Raw genomic sequence first — 18,022 nt, forward strand, 5'->3', positions numbered from 1 at the left:
CATGGCTGAATCGAAAGATTATTATGAAATTCTGGGTGTGGCCCGTGACGCCAGCGACGACGAAATAAGACGCGCGTTCCGGCAGCTCTCAAAGAAGTATCACCCAGACATTAACCACGAGCCCGGTGCTGAACAGAAATTCAAGGACATCAACGAAGCATACCAGGTCCTCTCCGATAAGCAAAAGCGTGCTGCATACGATCAGTACGGTAGCGCCGATGGTCCTCAGGGCGGCGGCTTTGGCGGTGGCCAGGGCTTCAGTGATTTTGGCGGTCAAGGTTTCGGCGGCTTTGATGATATCTTCAGTTCCTTCTTCGGGGGCGGCGGTGCGGCAACCGGCCGGACGCAACCACGTGCTGGTGCGGACTTGCAATACCGCATGGACCTCAAGTTTGAGGAAGCCGTTTTCGGGAAGAAGACCAACATTTCCTACAACCGCCGGGGTCGTTGTCACGTCTGTTCCGGGACTGGGGCCGCGAATGGCGAACAGCCACAGACCTGTTCCAAGTGTCATGGGCGCGGGTTCGTTACGGTTCAGCGCAACACGCCACTTGGTGTAATGCAGTCCCGTGAAACCTGTGATGTATGTCACGGTACCGGTAAGGAAATCAAGAACAAGTGTGCTAACTGTCAGGGTACTGGTGTTGAAAACGAACGCCACACCATCGAAGTAACCGTTCCAGCCGGGATTCTGGACGGTCAGCAGATGCGGCTCGACAACGCTGGTGAAGCTGGTGAAAACGGTGCGCCATACGGTGACCTGTACATCATCTTCCGCGTTGAGCCAAGCAGCAAGTACGAACGCGACGGCGCCGACATTCTGATGACGCTGGACGTTTCCTTCGCCCAGGCGGCACTCGGTGACGAGGTCAAGGCGGACACGGTTCACGGCCAAGTCGAACTGAAGATTCCGGCCGGAACCCAGTCGGGCACCAAGGTTCGTCTGCGCGGCAAGGGTGCACCACGTTTGCAGGGTGCTGGTACCGGTGATGAGATTGTCACCGTGCGGATCCACACACCTAAGCACCTGAACCAGCAGCAAAAGGATGCACTGATGCAGTTTGCCGCTGCGAGTGGGCAAAAGGTCAAGCCACACGAAAGCAGCTTATTCGATAAGGTGCGCGACGCCTTCAAGAACAAATAGTCGTCGGAGGCAGGCCTAACCCGCGGGTTGGACCTGCCTCTTGGCGTTTGCACCAGGTTTGCGCAACCAGCAAACTTTAGACGAGGGGATTTTGATGAATATATTTGAACAATATCGTGCTGACGTCACGGCACTGCTGCAGAAGGCGACGCCCGATAATCTGGCCATCATCGCCCAGAGTATCGAGCTCACGAGCCGCTATGCGGGCCTGGCGCTCGCCAAGCAGGGCGCTGAGGCACCAGTGGACCGCGACGAAACTGCAGCACAATCGTTAATTAACGCGGTCCACACCAATTCCGCTAAGCACAGCCCGATGCTTATGCCGGCAGCGAGTTCTGCGGACGCGGGTGAAACGCCGGTTGCACCAGAGACTGAGGGCATCGAAAAGGTTGAGCGCAAACTGATTGGTGCAATCGCCGGGAACCGGTTCTTCACCGAGGCCGCCGTGCGTGATTTGGACCTCGCCGATGGGGACACGGTGCGGCTACGGAATGATGACTTCGGTGACGGCACCGGGGTCACCATTATCGACCGGAACCGCAACACCGAGAACCCGCGGATTAAGCGGCTGCGTGGTGCCGTGATTGAACACGACGACACACTGCCAAGCGGATATCAGTTCGTCGCCATCCGCGATGTCCACGGTGACGTGCTCATGCGCACGCGCGACAACGTGCCCGTAACGTTCCTGATTAAGCAGATTGACGTGGCCCGGCTCGCCCTGCGCGCTGGTGACATTGTGGATCTGGCTTGGTACAGCACCGACGGCCCGCAACAGGCCACCGTTAGCTGGGTCTACAAGGACAAGCAGGGACTGAAGCCGAAGCAAAAGCACGTGGCTAAGCCGAAGAAGAAAGCTGAGATTAAGACGCAGGAGACTGCCGCTGAATCGACGACCAAGTCCTACGCACCCCGCATTCAGTTCAATCTGAGCGGCCGCGATGTCCTGTTCGTTGGGAACGTCACGAGCAAGCAGGACCTTGAACTGGTGGTTGAGGCACACGATGGGGGCGAAACCACCGCCACCGCCGCCACCAAGGGCAGTCAGCTGAAGCACAAGCTGGCGCGGGCTGACATCGCGATTCTGATCACGGATGAGGTGCACCACATCACGACCAACACCAGCGTGAAGATTGCCAAGAGCCTCAAGGTACCGTACGCAGTTGCAAGTAGCGACGCGCCACTTGTCATCGAGCGGGCCCTTTACCGTGCACTGACCGGCATGCCAGCTTATGAGTCGGCCCAGAGTAATTTCAATTATCCAGAAGTTAATTAAGTGATTGCAGCAACCTATCGTCCCGCAATTCGGCGGTAGGTTGCTGTTTTTTGATCACAAATAGAACAGAACATTTGCGATAGTGGTACAGATAATGGGCTGTATGCTACAGAAATAGACTTTAACACCGTTTTCAAATGAACACGTCTGTGGTACTGTTAATACATCAACTTACAGAAGGTTAGCAAATTCGGAGGTTACCCCATGAGTGAAGAAAAAAAGCAGCGTTACGGCGCAGATTTAATTGTTGAAAGCCTGGCAAACCACGACGTCAAATACGTCTTTGGTATTCCCGGCGCGAAGATTGACCGCGTCTTTGACCAACTGGACCACCCGCAGATTCCAAACGCACCGCAGCTGATTGTGGCGCGGCACGAACAAAACGCCGCGTTCATGGCCGCTGGTGTTGGCCGGATTACGGGCAAGCCCGGCGTTGTGATTACAACTTCCGGCCCTGGGGTTTCCAACCTAGCAACGGGGCTGCTGACGGCAAACGCTGAAGGGGACCCGGTCCTCGCGATTTCCGGTCAGGTGCAGCGTAAGGACCTGCTGCGCCAAACGCACCAGAGCATGCGTAACGCAGACCTGCTCGCACCCGTCACCAAGTATTCAGCCGAGGTGCAAGATCCAGACAACATCTCCGAAATGATTGCGAACGCATATCAGGAAGCAATTTCAGGCAAGCAGGGGGCCAGCTTCGTCTCCGTGCCCCAGGACGTGACCGACAGCCCGGTCACCAGCGCGGCCATCAAGAAGATCAATCCACCCAAGATCGGCCCAGCCAGCCCCAACGACATTGCCCACCTTGCCCAGAAGATTAAGGACGCAGAACTACCTGTCCTGTTACTCGGGATGCGCGCTTCCTCACCAGAAGTGACCAGTGCGGTGCGGGACCTGCTCGCGGTGACCGAACTGCCCGTTGTTGAAACCTTCCAGGGTGCCGGCATCATTTCCCACGCGCAGGAACAAAACTTCTTCGGCCGCGTTGGCTTATTCCACAACCAGCCAGGGGACGTGTTGCTCAAGCAAAGTGATTTGATCATCACCATTGGCTATGACCCCATCGAGTACGAACCCCGCAACTGGAACGACCAGGGTGACGCCCGCGTCATCGTGATTGACAGCGAACCGGTGCAGATTGACCAGAACCTGCAGCCAGAAACCGAATTCATTGGCGACATTGCCCAGACCCTGGCGTTCCTTGAACCCCAGATGCGTGGTTACCGCGTTGCGCCCGGTGCCGAACGTTTCCTGAACCACTTGCGCGCTGAACTCAAACAGCGCGACTTGCCACCAGTTGCCACGAAGCCCGGCCTGGTGCACCCACTTGCAATCATTCAGGAACTGCAAGCCCTCACGACCGACGACATGACCGTTGCCGTTGACGTCGGTAGTTTCTACATCTGGATGGCGCGCCACTTCCGCAGCTACGAACCAAGGCATTTGCTGTTCAGTAACGGGATGCAGACGCTGGGTGTGGCGCTGCCATGGGCGATTGCGGCCACACTGGTGCGTCCGAACAGCAAGGCAGTCTCCGTTTCTGGTGATGGTGGTTTCCTGTTTTCCGGTCAGGAATTGGAAACGGCGGTGCGGCTCCACAGTAACCTCGTGCAAATAATTTGGAACGATGGGCACTACGACATGGTGAAGTTCCAAGAAGAAAAGAAGTACGGACGCAACGCCGCCGTTGACTTTGGCCCCGTTGACTTCGTTAAGTACGCCGAGAGTTTTGGCGCCAAGGGCCTGCGCGTGAACCAGCCTGAGGACCTGCACAAGGTGCTGACAGAAGCCTTCGCCACCGACGGCCCGGTTGTTGTTGACATTCCCGTGGACTATAGTGATAACAGCAAGTTGGCTGACGACATGTTGGCCGACCAGTTCTAACCGATTTGGAGGCACAGCATGGCTGATACACAAACGCTTTATCAACACGGCACCCTGGCCGCCCTCGTTCCCGGTCTCTTTACCGGCACGATGACTGCCCAGGAGTTGCTCACACATGGCGATACAGGAATTGGCACACTCGCGGGCCTTGATGGTGAACTGATCATCGAGCGTGGGGTCATCTACCAGGTGAATCACAACGGAACGGTGCGCACCGTCACTGATAATGAAGAAGTCCCATTTGCCAACGTGCACTTCGCCGATTTTGGTGCGACCCAGTCAATTCAGGCTGGTGATTACGCGCATCTGCGGTCGCTTTTGACCAAGCAACTGGCCTCGTTGAACGTGTTTACGGCTATTCGCCTGCACGGAACCTTCGCCAAGGTCAAAACCCGGGCGGTGCGCAAGCAGGAGGCCCCGTACCCGACGCTCGTTGCCACGGCCGCAGATCAAAGTGAGTTCAGCGCGCTGACGGTCACGGGTACAATCAGCGGCTACTTTTCCCCGCAGCTGTACGCCGGAGCGGCGGCCCCAGGTTTTCACCTGCACTTTCTGAGTGACGACCACACATTCGGGGGCCACGTGCTTGACGTGCAGGGCACCGATGGCCAGCTGCAGATGCAGCAATTCAGTGACTTCAACCTGCACCTACCCGTTGCCAGCAAACCGTTTATGCGGCAGGACTTCACGAGCAAGCAGATTACCGCGGACATTGAACAGGCCGAGCACTAGGCTAATGTAGTTGCGTAAAATCAATAAGCTGGACGGCTAGCCGGTTGTGCTAGTCATCCAGCTTATTTTTGTTATACTAGTAAGTAGGACTTTTTCAGGAAAGCAGGAAGATATATGAATTTTGACGAGATGCGTGAGCGTCAGCAGCACATCCGCAACTTTTCCATCATTGCCCACATCGACCACGGGAAGAGCACGCTGGCCGACCGGATTTTGGAATTGACGGATACTATCGCCAAGCGCGATATGCAAGCCCAAGTGCTGGACGACATGGCGCTCGAACGTGAGCGTGGGATTACCATTAAGCTGAACGCGGTTGAACTGCACTACAACGCCAAGAACGGGCAGCGCTACATTTTTCACCTGATTGACACGCCCGGGCACGTCGATTTCACCTATGAAGTCAGTCGCAGCCTGGCCGCCTGTGAAGGGGCATTGCTGGTCGTCGACGCGGCCCAGGGGGTTGAGGCCCAGACACTCGCCAACGTTTACCTAGCGCTGGACGACGACCTCGAAATCATTCCTGTCATCAACAAGATTGACCTGCCCAGCGCCCAGCCGGACGTGGTTAAGGAAGAAATCGAAGAAATGATCGGTCTGGACGGGGATGACGCAATCCTGGCCAGTGCGAAGGCCGGAATCGGGATTGAAGAAATCCTCGAGCGGGTGGTCAGCGATGTGCCGGCACCAAGCGGCGACGTTGAGGCCCCACTCAAGGCCCTGATTTTTGACTCTGCCTATGACTCTTACCGTGGCGTTGTGCTTAACGTCCGGGTTGAGGACGGTGCCGTGCAGGTCGGTGACATGATTGAACTGATGAGTAACGGCAAGAAGTTCGAAGTTACCGAAGTCGGAGTGATGTCACCTAAGGCCGTTAAGCGCGATTACCTGATGGCCGGTGATGTTGGTTACATTACCGCATCCATCAAGACCATCCAGGACACGCGGGTCGGGGATACGGTGACTAACGCGGACCGGCCAGCGACGAAGGCACTCGAAGGCTACCGCAAGATTACCCCGATGGTTTACGCCGGGGTCTTCCCAACGGACAACGCCAAGTTTAACGACCTCCGCGACGCCCTTGAGAAGTTGCAGCTGAACGACGCGGCGCTGGAATTCGAACCCGAAACCAGTAAGGCACTGGGCTTTGGTTTCCGTTGTGGCTTCCTCGGTTTGCTGCACATGGACGTGGTGCAGGAACGGCTCGAGCGCGAGTTTAACCTTGACCTGATCATGACGGCGCCATCCGTTGATTACCACGCAAAGAAGACCGATGGCACCGAGGTGACGGTCGAAAACCCAGCCGAAATGCCGGATGCCAGCGAGGTTCGCGAAATTGACGAGCCGTTCGTTAAGGCCAACATCATGGTACCGAACGATTACGTGGGCCCCGTCATGGAGCTGGCGCAACGCAAGCGCGGGGAGTTCGTCACGATGGACTACCTGGACAAGTACCGGGTGAACGTGATTTACAACCTGCCACTGTCCGAAATCATTTACGACTTCTTCGACGACTTGAAGAGTAACACCAAGGGCTACGCGAGTCTTGACTACGAAGTGACTGGCTACCGGCCGAGTGACCTCGTGAAGATGGATATTTTGCTCAACGGCGAGCCGGTCGATGCGCTATCATCCATCGTGCACCGTGACTTCGCCTACGACCGCGGCCGGGGCATCGTCAGCAAGCTCAAGGAAACCATTCCGCGGCAGAACTTCGAAGTCCCAATTCAAGCCGCCATTGGGAACAAGATTATCGCGCGCGCGACCATTCGTGCTTACCGCAAGGACGTTACGGCCCGGATTCACACAGGGGACCCAGACCGGCGCGCCAAGCTGCTGGAGAAGCAGAAGCGGGGGAAGAAGCGCATGAAGGCCGTCGGGAGTGTCGACGTACCGCAGGAAGCCTTCATGTCACTTCTGGAAGTTAACGAGAAGGACACGCGGGGGAAATAGCGGCATGGCAACACTTTAACAATGCCTCGCATATTTTTCCCAATCTCAGTTACTTAAATTCCGCCCATTTTCCGTCCACTCAAGTATGAGCGGGTAGAAAATGGGCGGTTTTTGGTGATTGCCGGCGATTAAAATATATTTCCAGCGCAACTCAAATTTATGGGGCAGTCCTACCCGACAAGAGGGATTCATTCTCCGGATCTTCGTCAAATCGACCATTTATGGTACACTATTTAAGGCCGATACAGTCGAGGGTCTTTTAAACCAGGTCAAGGGGTACAACTGATAGTCCCGCAAAGAAGCTAGAAATCGTTAATAGCTTCTTATTAGAACGCCGCCACTTCAGCAGTGGTTGCGTGCGCCAGTCAGTCGCATTACGCTCAGTGATCAAAAGAAATGGGGATTATATTTGAAGCACGACGCCCAATATTATTACCGTTCCGCGATGCTCGCTATTGGCATTGCGGCCGTGTTAATATTCGTGCGCATACTAATTGAGTCTGTGTAAGTCTATGAACACAAAAAGAGCAGTGATTCGCCGATGCGAGTCACTGCTCTTTTAGTTGTTGTTTAATTTTATTTCATCCCAGAATATTTGGGTTAAGGCAATTCGTAACTTCATGTTCTGTTCGGGTGTCAGCTGTACACCTTCAAAATTAAACTGGTAGCTTGTGTCGCGCTGCAAGAAAAGACTTAAGTCCGTGGTCGTGCTGGTTTGCACTGACGGCATGCGGTCGGAAAGGTTAGTTCTCCCGAGTAAGTAGTCAGCTGATACGTGGTACAGGTCAGCAAAATCCGCCAGCTCACTGGCTGCGACTTTGCGGTCACCGGACTCAATTCGACTGATTACGCTGTTAGCCAAACCAATACGCCGTGCTACTTCTGACTGAGACATGCCTGCTGCCTCACGCGCGTCGATAAGCCGTTTTTGTAAGGAAATATTCGGCATCCTGATTCCCCCAATTATTGTGCATTGAACAACTTAATTTTAACTTGTTTTGTTGTTTGCACAAACTTATTTGCGATAATAGCAAAACATCCATTGACGATGCTGTTTTCTCAATAGTAAGATGGGCGTATGTCGAAGAAAAGATAAGGGGGTGTCCACTTTGAGTTATGCAATTAACACCGAAGCCATCAAAAAGCTGCGTCATGAGCACCAATTGACCTTAGCTGAAGTGGCCTCAGCAATCGGATTGACTCGTGCTGACCAGTATTTGCGCCTAGAAAACGGTCAGTATCAATTTAAAGCAACTGAGCTTCCCGCATTAGCACATTTGTATGAAGTGCCTATTGAGACATTCTTCATTGAGTACTGAGACTAAGTTATGCAAACGGAGGACCCGCTACTCGCGAGTCCTCCGTTTGCGTAAAGACTTATTCTGACATTTTTGCCTTTGCCTTGTCGACAGCTTCCTCAGCCATGTCCTTAGCGTCAGCTAGTTTGTCTTTTGCCTTACCCATGAGGCCCTGAGCCTTCCCCTGGGTTTCGCGGGTCTTGTCGCCAGTCACGCGGCCTTCAACTTCCTTGGCTTTGCCGGCAACTTTGTCCTTGGTTGCGTCCAATCGGTCGTTTGTCATTGCAAATCCCTCCTCAAATGAGTGGAGCGCGGCTGCGCCCATCGCTGGGTGACGGTCCGTCCGTCGGGATTGCGCTCCCTACTTATATTGTTCCAGATTGGCCCGGCGCGCTGCAAGGGGTATTAGCCACTAACGTAATCGCTTACAAGAAATTTAATAATTAGCGAGAGCCGTTGTGCAGTTCCGAATTGCCGAATTGGGCGGACGATTCCTTGGACCCTTTGCGTAATATACAGTAGAATGGTTATTAGTGATTTTTGTGTGAACGGAATTCGGCAGGCGGATTGATGCCCAATTACGTAGAGGAGGATGGTCATGGCGAATGCTGCGGCATTGCAAGTGTTAAAGGAAAAATTCGGTTACGACAGCTTTCGGCCGGGACAAGATCAGGTGATTGACCGGATTATGGCGGGCGAGAACACTTTAGCCGTGATGCCGACCGGTGGGGGGAAGTCACTCTGCTACCAGATTCCCGCGCTGCTGTTCGACGGCATTACGGTGGTCGTGTCACCACTGATTGCGCTGATGAAAGACCAGGTCGACGCGCTGAACGATAACGGCATTCCCGCAACGTTCATTAACAGTACCATCAGCTACCAGGATATTAATTACCGGCTAGATTTGTGTGCCCAGGGGCAGGTTAAACTGCTCTACGTCGCACCAGAACGTCTCGACAACGAAAACTTTTTGTACCAGCTGAACCAGTTGCCAATTGACCTGGTGGCGGTGGATGAAGCCCACTGTATCTCGCACTGGGGCCACGATTTCCGGCCCAGCTACCTGAACCTACAAAGCGTCGTGCAGCAGCTGCAGTCAGACCCAACCATCATTGCGCTAACGGCGACTGCAACGGAACGTGTGGCGCAGGACATCTGTGACCGCCTGCAGATTCCGCGCACCGGCATGGTGAACACGGGCTTTGAGCGGCCCAACCTGAGTTTCAAGGTGATCCGCGACCAGGACAAGGACACGTACCTGCTGGAATACCTCAAGTTAAACCGCGACCAGTCGGGGATTATTTACGCCAGCACGCGGAAGGAAGTCGACCGCCTGACGAATCTGCTCGACCACAAACATTTCCCGGTGACGAAGTACCACGCGGGGATGTCCGAGCAGGAACGCAACGCCAACCAGGAAGACTTCTTGTTCGACCGAAAGCCAATCATGGTCGCAACCAATGCCTTTGGGATGGGAATTGATAAGAGCAACGTCCGGTTTGTCATCCACGACCAAGTTCCCGGCGACCTGGAATCTTACTATCAAGAAGCCGGCCGTGCCGGGCGTGATGGTCTGCCCAGTGAGGCAATTTTGCTGTTCAAGCCGCAAGACATGCAAATTCGCCACTTCTTCATTGATCAATCGGAAGGTGACGACGAGTACAAGGCGCGGGAATACAGCAAATTACAGACCATGCAGCAGTACGCCAACACCGGTGATTGCCTGCAGCAGTTCATCTTGCGTTATTTCGGCCAAACGGGCACCAGTCCGTGTGGGCGCTGCTCCAACTGCCTCGACGACCGCGAGTACGCGGACGTGACGGTCGACGCGCAGAAGGTGCTGTCGTGTGTCGTGCGGATGCACGCGCGCTTTGGCAAGGTGATTATCGCCCAGGTTCTTTCTGGTTCCAACAACGAGAAGTTGCGTTCATACCACCTGACGGACCTGTCAACATACGGCATCATGGCCAGTCAAAGTCAAAAGCAGATTAGTAGCTTCATCGATTTTCTGACCGCTGACGGGTACCTGGCCCCAACCGACGGGCAGTTCCCAACCCTTGGCATCACGGAAAAGGGCGCGGACGTGCTCAAAGGCAAGACGAAGGTGCAGCGAAAGATGGCGGCAAAGGCCAAGAAGTCGATTGCCGTTGAGATCGACAACGACCTGTTCCAGAAGTTGCGCAAACTGCGGATGGACATTGCCGAAGAGAAGAAGGTGCCACCATACGTCATCTTCTCCGACCAGACGCTCAAAGAAATGTGCAGCGAGCTTCCGCAAACGCGGGTCGACATGTTGCGCGTCCGCGGGGTTGGGCAGAACAAGCTGGACAAGTACGGCGAACCATTCCTGAAGGTGTTGCAAGAGGCAAAGGCTTAACGTTCACAGTGGTTTTGTGGAGGTAGACCAGTGAGGAGGCTCCGCGTTGTGGGGTTTGGCCTCCGGGTCCGGGCTGGGCCTCGGGTGTGCTTCGCCGTGGACGCTGTGGCGGTCGTCTGGAGCCGGAAAATCGCCGTCTCCAGACTAAAAATTTAGCTTTGCATCGTCGCAGTCTGAATCTAACTCGTATGATGCTTGGCATTTAATCGCATGTTCTATCTCGTACCCAAATCCACAATACTCCTCACACAAATCTAAATTTTTCCCACAAAGAAAAGGGGTGTGCCAACCGCAAAAACCGCGGTCGTCACACCTCTTTTCTTTGTTGCCACGGCTGGGCGGCACACCCGAGGCCCAGCCCGGACCCTCCAACCAAACCCCACAACGCTCCGCTGGATAGCCGCATAAAACCAAATTCAGGATCAGTTCACGGATGGCTACCGAACAGATCTAAGGTAGCTACCGGGGTCATGAATTTCTTAGTTCTACTTAAACATCGCCTGTACCGTTAGTTCTCTAACCACGATGTAGCGACTGGCCGGGGTCGGTGTGCGTGTAGTGCGGCTGGGATTTTCCTGTGAAAGCTATGGTGAGAGAAGACCGGTGCGGTTTTTGCGCCGGGCTTCTCCACACCATAGCCGGCAAAAATTAAGACCCGCCAGGGAGGACAAGATTCCCCAGCAGGTCTTAACCACACATATTAAGTTTGTAACCCCAAGAAGCAGATGCGGGGCTGAATTTTTAGGTTGAAGACCCCGCTTTTGGGGCTTCAACCGGCCGCACGGAAAATCCCAGCCGCACGGAACGCGCAACGGCCCCGCCCAGTCGCGGTCCCCATACCACTAAGGACTGAGCTGCCAGACAGCGAAAGTGCCAATCACGCCCTGAAGAGTCCGACCGTCGCGCCGACCATGATGAGGGCACCTGAGATGATTGCAGGCAGTCCGCCGCAAATAATGGCGAAGGCGCCGCAGATATATAATGCGGTAATGACGACAGTGCGGTTATCATTCATGAAGAAGGGCAGGCAAATCGCGAAGATGGCCGCAATCATCAGGCCGAATGCCCGTCCGTCAATTGGCACCGCATCGCCCATCTCGAACTGGACCGCGTTATTTGCTGTTTGTTCAAGCAGGGCAACCATCAGGCCAATTAACCCGCCGGCTAGGCACAACACAATCTCCCCATACCGTTTGGTTTCGCGTGTTTCGTTTTTGCGCATTTGGATCATTCCTTTCGCAAATTCTTGACGCTTATCTACACTTCGATTATATACGGTTCACGCCGCGCCAATGGGGCAATCGCGGCCCGGCCCCAGTCAGGACGCGGGATAGAAATTTTTCGTCAGAGTAATTTCAGACAAATGGGGCGCCATCCATGCACTTTTCCTAAATTGCATTGAACATTTTTGTCGCGCAAGCATTGCGAATGCATAGTAAAACCCCCAGACACAAAAATGTCTGGGGGCTTACTGAGAGTTAATTAACCTTTATAACCGTTTGGGTGCTTCTCGTGCCAGTTCCACGCACTAGCAATAATCTTCTCCACGTCATCGTACTGCGGCTTCCAGCCCAGAATGTCGCGGGCCTTGTCGGATGCGGCAATGAGTGTTGAAGGGTCGCCGGGGCGCCGGGGTGCCATTACGGCTGGGATTTCCTTGCCCGTTGCGCGGCGAGCTGCTTCCAGGATTTCCAGGTTGGAAAAGCCGGTTGCGGAGCCCAGGTTGAAGGCATTGCTGTCGTTGCCATCTGCCAGGTACTTGAGCGCCAAAATGTGAGCGTCAGCCAGGTCAACGACGTGCACGTAATCGCGAACGTTGGTGCCGTCCTTGGTTGGGTAGTCACTGCCGAAAATCTGCAGCTTGTCGCGCTTGCCAGCAGCGACTTGCAGGATGATTGGAATCAGGTGGGTTTCAGGATTGTGATCTTCACCAATCGAACCATCCGGCTTAGCACCTGCGACGTTGAAGTAGCGCAGGGCAACGAACTTAATTCCGTAAGCTACATCGGACCAGTGCATGATTTTTTCCATGGCCAGCTTGCTTTCGCCGTATGGGTTCGTTGGAATCTGGGGGTCGGTTTCCTTAATTGGAATCTGCTTCGGTTCACCGTACGTTGCGGCGGTGGAGGAGAAGACGATGTTCGCGACGTTGAACTCGTGCATGACTTCCAGCAGGGTGATCATCCCACCAGTGTTGTTGTCAAAGTACTTGAGCGGGTCCTTCATGCTTTCCGGAACAACGGAGAAGGCGGCAAAGTGCACGACACCCTCAACGTTTTCTTCAGTGAAGACTTTGCGCAAGAATGCCTTGTCGCGAACGTCACCGATGTGCAGGCGTGCTTCCTTGCGCACGGCCTCCTTGTGTCCGGTAACCAGGTTGTCGACCACTGCCACGTCATAACCGTTGTCCAGCAGGCGATCAACCGCGTGGGAGCCAATGTAGCCGGCGCCACCGAGAACTAAAACTGTCATAGAATCATCCTCCAAGTTGTCTGTATGCTCCCATTCTATCAAACTTTGCCGAATTATTCTCCGTCTTGCCTGTATTTCGTCTGGCGACCATGTTTTACTCTGAATTGCACTTCGACATTTGCTATAATGAATTGTCAAGAAAGGAACGATACAGTGGACTCACGATACGATTGGCAATTACAAACTGAACCGGACCAACAGCAAGTTCAGAAAATGGTGAATGACGCGCAGCTGCCGCCGCTCGTCGCCAAATTGGCGGTGGCCCGGGGCATCGATTCGGCTGCTAAATGGGGCCATTTCATCGAACCCCACCTCGAGGATTTGCACGACCCATTCCTGCTCCACGACATGGAAAAGGCCGTCACTAGGATTATGACCGCGGTTGAATCCGGTGAGCAAATCACCATTTACGGGGACTACGATGTCGACGGTTTGACCAGCACGACCATCATGAAGGAAGCACTCGAGAGCATTGGCGCCGAACCTAGCGTCTACATTCCGAATCGCTTCACCGATGGCTACGGACCAAACCGTGATGTCTATGAGCGGCTTCAGCAGTCTGGGACGACCCTGCTCATCACCGTCGATAACGGAGTCAGTGGGCACGACGAAATCGCGTGGGCAATGGCGAACGGTATGGACGTCGTCGTCACCGACCACCACGAATTACCCGACGTGCTGCCCGACGCGGTGGCTGTGGTTCACCCGCGCTACCCTGGAAGTAACTACCCGTTTGGTGAATTAAGCGGGGCCGGGGTTGCCCTCAAGGTTGCGACGGCGCTTCTTGATGAGGTGCCCGTCGAGAGCATCGATTTGGCCGCGCTCGGCGCAATTGCCGACGTCGTGAGTTTGACTGATGAAAACCGCATCTTCGTTCAGGCTGGTCTGCAAATGATTCGCGAATCGCCACGCACGGGGATTGCGGCGCTGCTCGCTGCAGCTAAGGTGGACCCAAAGACGGTTGACGAAACCACGGTCGGCTTTGTCATCGCTCCTCGGCTCAACGCAATTGGGCGCATGGGTGATGCCACGCCTGGCGTGACGCTACTGTCGACGTTTGATCAGGACGTTGCCAAAGAATTGGCGGAACAAATCGACCAGACCAACCGGAAGCGGCAAGATACAGTTGCCGGAATTGCGGATATTGCGCTGGCCGAGGCGCAAAGCCCGGAAAACCAGAAGAAAAGTGCACTAGTAATTGCCCACGAAGGCTGGCATCAGGGCGTTCTTGGGATTGTTGCCAGCAAGGTGGTCGAGGCAACCGGCAAGCCGACGCTAATTCTGACCGTTGATCCCGAAACGGGTGTGGCCAAGGGTAGTGGGCGGTCGGTTCCGGCGTTCCACCTGTTCAAGGGCTTGCAGCTGGGTGCGGATCTGATGACGCACTTTGGGGGGCACGCCGCTGCCGCCGGAATGAGTTTGCCTGCAGAGAACATCGACAAGTTGCGCGACGTCTTAAGTGATGCCGCAGAACCAATCCTCAAAGAGCACCCGAAGATGCCACTACCAATCAGTGGTCGCATCGACGCTAGTGACATCACGACTGGTACCTATGAGGCCCTGCGTCAGCTTGCGCCATTTGGTGAGGGCAACCCGCAACCGATTTTCACCATGGTACCGAGTGTCGTGGACTCCGTGAAGCAAATTGGTCGGGAAGGCAAGCACCTGCGTTTTCGCATTGACGGCAGTATCGGCACAATTGCCTTTAACATGGGGGCAATCGCGACGAAATTGGCGGCGGCCGAGAAGGTGAAGCTGGCCTTCACGATTGGCGAAAACACCTTCAACGGGCGCACGAGCCTGCAACTTGAAATCAAGGATATTCAGATTCAGGCCAACGACGTCATTGATCTGCGCGAGCCGATGATCTCCGCGCAGCGCGTCGCGGCAGCGGCAACGTACGTGTTCTTTGATGCGGTTGCCGCAAGACGGTTAACGAATCAATTCCAGTTTGGCGGCCCAACCGTGATGGCAAGCAAGCTTGAAGAAGGCACGGCCAACGTGGTGTTGGTGGACCTGCCGCACACAACGGCGGAACTGGCTGCAGTCATGCAGAAGGTGACGCTGCCGGTGCGGATTATGTTCTTTGCAACGCCCACCGATTTGATTGATGTGCCAACTAGAACCGAGTTTGGCACGGTGCTGCGCTACCTGCGTGCCCACCCCCAATTCGACAAACACAAATTGGGCGTGCTCGCCCGTGAATGTCATCTCAACATTAATCAAGTAATCCTCATCGTACAGGTGTTTTTCCAGCTGAAATTTGTTAGTATAGATGGTGCGTTAATTTCGGTAGTCACCAATCCGCAGAAACATGCCCTTGAAGACGCGCCTGCCTACCAAGAACGCAAAAATGCATTAGTGCTCGCCAAGCACTTGCAAACGGCGGGTCGCGGCGCTCTGCAAACTGAGCTACTGCGCTACCGTGATTAAGAATGTGAGGAATTAATAATGAGTCTAAATTTTAAGGATTACATCGCCAGTGTTCCTGATTTCCCAGAACCAGGTGTAATCTTCCGTGACATTTCGCCCCTGATGGCTGATGGCGCTGCGTACGCTGCAGCAACTGATGCAATTGCACGTTACGCGCAAGACAAGGGTGTCGAAATGATTGCTGGCCCTGAAGCTCGTGGCTTTATCGTCGGCTGTCCAGTTGCCTACAAGCTGGGTGTTGGGTTCGCCCCAGCCCGGAAGAAGGGCAAGCTGCCTCGCGAAACCGTGAGTGCTAGTTATGGGCTTGAATACGGCCAGTCCACCTTGTACCTGCACAAGGACGCCATCAAGCCCGGCCAGCGGGTCCTCGTCTGCGATGATTTGCTCGCAACCGGTGGGACAATTGCAGCCACCATCGAACTGGTTGAACGTCTTGGCGGCATTGTCGTCGGGACCGCGTTCATCGTTGAACTGAAGGATTTGCACGGACGTGACAAGATTAAGAATTACGATATCCTGTCACTCACCGAATTCGACGGTGCATAGATAAAACATTAGCCCGGTAGCAAAACCACAAAAACGGTTTTTGCTACCGGGCTAATTTTATTTGCTAATATGTGATGTATTGGTCTGCTTGGTGGCACCAGTACAGTTACCGCCCAGACCTCAGACTTGGGTTTTGAAGTTGTGGTTGTTTAGCTTCGCGGAATTCTTCGCTCGGGGCAGGGTGATTTCCCAGGCCGCAATCGGACACAGTACCATGAACGCGGCCGAGGCACCTAGAACCCAGGTGCAGAACTGCTTGGTTGCCTCTGAAGCGCGGTATTTGGCCAGCGGATCAGGATCGTTGCTAGGCTTGTTCAATTTGGGTTGCTGGTGGTGGGTGATGCCGGCGACCCGAACGGTATTGTTGCTATTCGGTTTCGCAAACGCAGTTACCCCCCACAGCAATGCGGTTAATACTATTAGTGCTCCATACAAAATTTTCTTGAACATATGCCTAACCTCTTTCTGCATCTACTACTAGCATACCATGTTCGCGCTTTCTCGGAAGGGCTTTCGGCGTATTTTCATTGAGAGTTTAACTTTGACCGCGATTCGTTTACAATTAGTTAGGATAAGTGAGGTGGCCACTTTGGGCAAAAAGAAGATTAAAGACGCCGAGAAGACGTTAGTAGAAAAAATGTTGGACGCAGCGCACATCGCGTACGCACCCGTCGCATTTTCAACGCACCAAGATGGTGACGTCATGCAGATTAGTACTGAAGAGATGGCGGTTCCACGGCACTTGGTGTACAAAACGCTGGTGCTGACGGGGAACAAGACGGGCCCTGTTGTTGGGATTGTCCCGCTGGATATGCACATCGACTACAAGAAACTCAGCCAGGTATCGGGGAATAAGAAGGTCGGCATGGTGCCGCTCAAGGACCTAGTCAAGACCAGCGGCTACGAGCACGGCGCCAATAATCCGGTGGGGATTCACGCCCGGCACAATTACCCGATTTATTTCGCCAATGAGGCTAAGGCGGCCGGTGAAATCATCATCAGTGCGGGGAAGATTGGCCGGTCGGTGAAGGTGAATGCTGAAGAATTGGCCAAGTTTGTCGGTGCCAAGTTTGCGGACTTCGCGACCGCCGAGCAGTAAGGAGGACAATATGTTTAGTGCAAATCAAAATCGGTTCGCGACGTTCGGGGTGATTTCGCGGACACCAGGACCAATCATCGATGCGGTCTGGGCGATTATTGACAATAACCTTCAGGGCGTATTCCCACTGCAGAACCTACTCAAGTTCAGCTTCAAGAACAACGATGGGCAGTTGCAGGTGGAATTTTCCGAATCCAAGCTGGAGGGCGGACTGGCCGTTGACCTTAATTACGACTACAAGCCAAGCCTGCCGGATGCTGTGTACGCCTATGACGACGGGAACGCGCAGACAATCTTGCTTGAGGACGAAATCGAATAAAAAAGGTTTGGGGCTGACCACTAATTAACTTGTGGTCAGCCCCAAACAGCGTTTTGCTTATTCATTTTGATTTATGCCTCTGCGCGGTAACGAATGATGTCAAAATATTCGAAGTCAATGTTGTCGAGGGCACGTTGTTGCTCGCTCAACCCAATTTTGAACTCGCGTTGATCCAATTGGGTGCCCTTCATGGCCAGAAGGATGTGGGTCATGGCATCCTCGTATTTTTGCAGGCCATCGACAATGCCGGCGTGAACGTCCGCAAATTCTTCGGGAACAGCCATTTCCTCAACTTCCTTGGTGAATGGCACAAAGCGGGCCAAGTTCCGCAGCAGGTGACTGTACAAAGATGTGGTGCTTTCGGTAGCAAGGCACTTGCCACAAACAATCCGCTGACACGTGTTGATGTGTTCTGCAAAGACTTGCTTGAAGACCAGCAGGCGGTCCAGGTGGCTAGAAACTGTTGAAATGTATGCGTTGGTGTACATG

17 protein-coding genes are annotated in these 18,022 nt (G+C 54.2%); 11 read left to right on the plus strand and 6 right to left on the minus strand.

Going from position 1 to position 18,022, the window contains the following annotated elements; all coding sequences use genetic code 11:
• Window position 1 precedes the first annotated feature (1 nt).
• From dnaJ to lepA, 5 genes are all read left to right on the plus strand, one after another.
• Window positions 2-1,144 (plus strand): molecular chaperone DnaJ, encoded by a 1,143-nt coding sequence (dnaJ, locus tag EKN00_RS00075; protein ID WP_127848098.1) that lies wholly within the window; start codon window positions 2-4, stop codon window positions 1,142-1,144.
• A gap of 94 nt (window positions 1,145-1,238) precedes the next feature.
• A complete protein-coding gene (locus EKN00_RS00080; protein WP_127848099.1) occupies window positions 1,239-2,420 on the plus strand; it encodes a hypothetical protein in 1,182 nt (393 codons plus the stop codon).
• A gap of 204 nt (window positions 2,421-2,624) precedes the next feature.
• On the plus strand, window positions 2,625-4,304 hold the full coding sequence (alsS, locus tag EKN00_RS00085; protein WP_127848100.1) for an acetolactate synthase AlsS: 1,680 nt from the start codon (window positions 2,625-2,627) through the stop codon (window positions 4,302-4,304).
• 18 nt (window positions 4,305-4,322) lie between these two features.
• A complete protein-coding gene (budA, locus tag EKN00_RS00090) occupies window positions 4,323-5,036 on the plus strand; it encodes an acetolactate decarboxylase (RefSeq protein ID WP_127848101.1) in 714 nt (237 codons plus the stop codon).
• A 114-nt stretch (window positions 5,037-5,150) separates the two neighbouring features.
• Window positions 5,151-6,989: a translation elongation factor 4 gene (lepA, locus tag EKN00_RS00095; RefSeq protein WP_127848102.1), complete on the plus strand. Its 1,839-nt coding sequence runs from the start codon at window positions 5,151-5,153 to the stop codon at window positions 6,987-6,989.
• Window positions 6,990-7,548: 559 nt separating this feature from the next.
• Here the strand turns inward: lepA and EKN00_RS00100 are convergent.
• Window positions 7,549-7,938, minus strand: a complete 390-nt coding sequence (locus EKN00_RS00100) for a helix-turn-helix domain-containing protein (protein ID WP_127848103.1) — start codon at window positions 7,936-7,938, stop codon at window positions 7,549-7,551.
• Window positions 7,939-8,098: 160 nt separating this feature from the next.
• On the opposite strand from EKN00_RS00100, the gene EKN00_RS00105 reads away from it, so the two are divergent.
• Window positions 8,099-8,308: a helix-turn-helix transcriptional regulator gene (locus EKN00_RS00105; protein WP_241559422.1), complete on the plus strand. Its 210-nt coding sequence runs from the start codon at window positions 8,099-8,101 to the stop codon at window positions 8,306-8,308.
• A 58-nt stretch (window positions 8,309-8,366) separates the two neighbouring features.
• Here EKN00_RS00105 and EKN00_RS00110 read toward each other — a convergent pair whose 3' ends face one another.
• Window positions 8,367-8,570, minus strand: a complete 204-nt coding sequence (locus EKN00_RS00110) for a CsbD family protein (RefSeq protein ID WP_127848105.1) — start codon at window positions 8,568-8,570, stop codon at window positions 8,367-8,369.
• Between the two features lie 315 nt (window positions 8,571-8,885).
• Here EKN00_RS00110 and recQ point away from each other — a divergent pair, with 315 nt between their 5' ends.
• The gene (recQ, locus tag EKN00_RS00115; protein WP_421825355.1) at window positions 8,886-10,664 is read left to right on the plus strand and encodes a DNA helicase RecQ; all 1,779 of its coding nucleotides are present in this window, start codon (window positions 8,886-8,888) and stop codon (window positions 10,662-10,664) included.
• Between the two features lie 877 nt (window positions 10,665-11,541).
• Here recQ and EKN00_RS00120 read toward each other — a convergent pair.
• Window positions 11,542-11,886 (minus strand): hypothetical protein, encoded by a 345-nt coding sequence (locus EKN00_RS00120; RefSeq protein WP_127848107.1) that lies wholly within the window; start codon window positions 11,884-11,886, stop codon window positions 11,542-11,544.
• Window positions 11,887-12,146: 260 nt separating this feature from the next.
• Window positions 12,147-13,136 (minus strand): UDP-glucose 4-epimerase GalE, encoded by a 990-nt coding sequence (gene galE, locus EKN00_RS00125; RefSeq protein WP_127848108.1) that lies wholly within the window; start codon window positions 13,134-13,136, stop codon window positions 12,147-12,149.
• 213 nt (window positions 13,137-13,349) lie between these two features.
• On the opposite strand from galE, the gene recJ reads away from it, so the two are divergent.
• Window positions 13,350-15,569 carry a single-stranded-DNA-specific exonuclease RecJ gene (recJ, locus tag EKN00_RS00130; protein ID WP_421825357.1) on the plus strand — a complete coding sequence of 740 codons (2,220 nt, stop codon included), beginning with the start codon at window positions 13,350-13,352 and terminating at the stop codon, window positions 15,567-15,569.
• A gap of 18 nt (window positions 15,570-15,587) precedes the next feature.
• Window positions 15,588-16,115, plus strand: coding sequence for an adenine phosphoribosyltransferase (locus tag EKN00_RS00135; RefSeq protein WP_127848110.1), 528 nt, complete (start codon window positions 15,588-15,590; stop codon window positions 16,113-16,115).
• A gap of 120 nt (window positions 16,116-16,235) precedes the next feature.
• Here the strand turns inward: EKN00_RS00135 and EKN00_RS00140 are convergent, their stop codons facing one another.
• On the minus strand, window positions 16,236-16,565 hold the full coding sequence (locus tag EKN00_RS00140) for a hypothetical protein (protein ID WP_127848111.1): 330 nt from the start codon (window positions 16,563-16,565) through the stop codon (window positions 16,236-16,238).
• Window positions 16,566-16,752: 187 nt separating this feature from the next.
• Here EKN00_RS00140 and EKN00_RS00145 point away from each other — a divergent pair, with 187 nt between their 5' ends.
• Window positions 16,753-17,214 (plus strand): YbaK/EbsC family protein, encoded by a 462-nt coding sequence (locus EKN00_RS00145; protein WP_241559430.1) that lies wholly within the window; start codon window positions 16,753-16,755, stop codon window positions 17,212-17,214.
• A 10-nt stretch (window positions 17,215-17,224) separates the two neighbouring features.
• Window positions 17,225-17,533, plus strand: coding sequence for a DUF960 domain-containing protein (locus tag EKN00_RS00150; RefSeq protein ID WP_127848113.1), 309 nt, complete (start codon window positions 17,225-17,227; stop codon window positions 17,531-17,533).
• 71 nt (window positions 17,534-17,604) lie between these two features.
• On the opposite strand, the gene EKN00_RS00155 is transcribed toward EKN00_RS00150, so the two are convergent.
• Window positions 17,605-18,021 (minus strand): hypothetical protein, encoded by a 417-nt coding sequence (locus tag EKN00_RS00155; protein ID WP_127848114.1) that lies wholly within the window; start codon window positions 18,019-18,021, stop codon window positions 17,605-17,607.
• Window position 18,022: the final 1 nt, after the last annotated feature.

Origin of the sequence: Lacticaseibacillus hulanensis (assembly GCF_004010095.1) — a bacterium.
GTDB classification, from domain to species: domain Bacteria; phylum Bacillota; class Bacilli; order Lactobacillales; family Lactobacillaceae; genus Lacticaseibacillus; species Lacticaseibacillus hulanensis.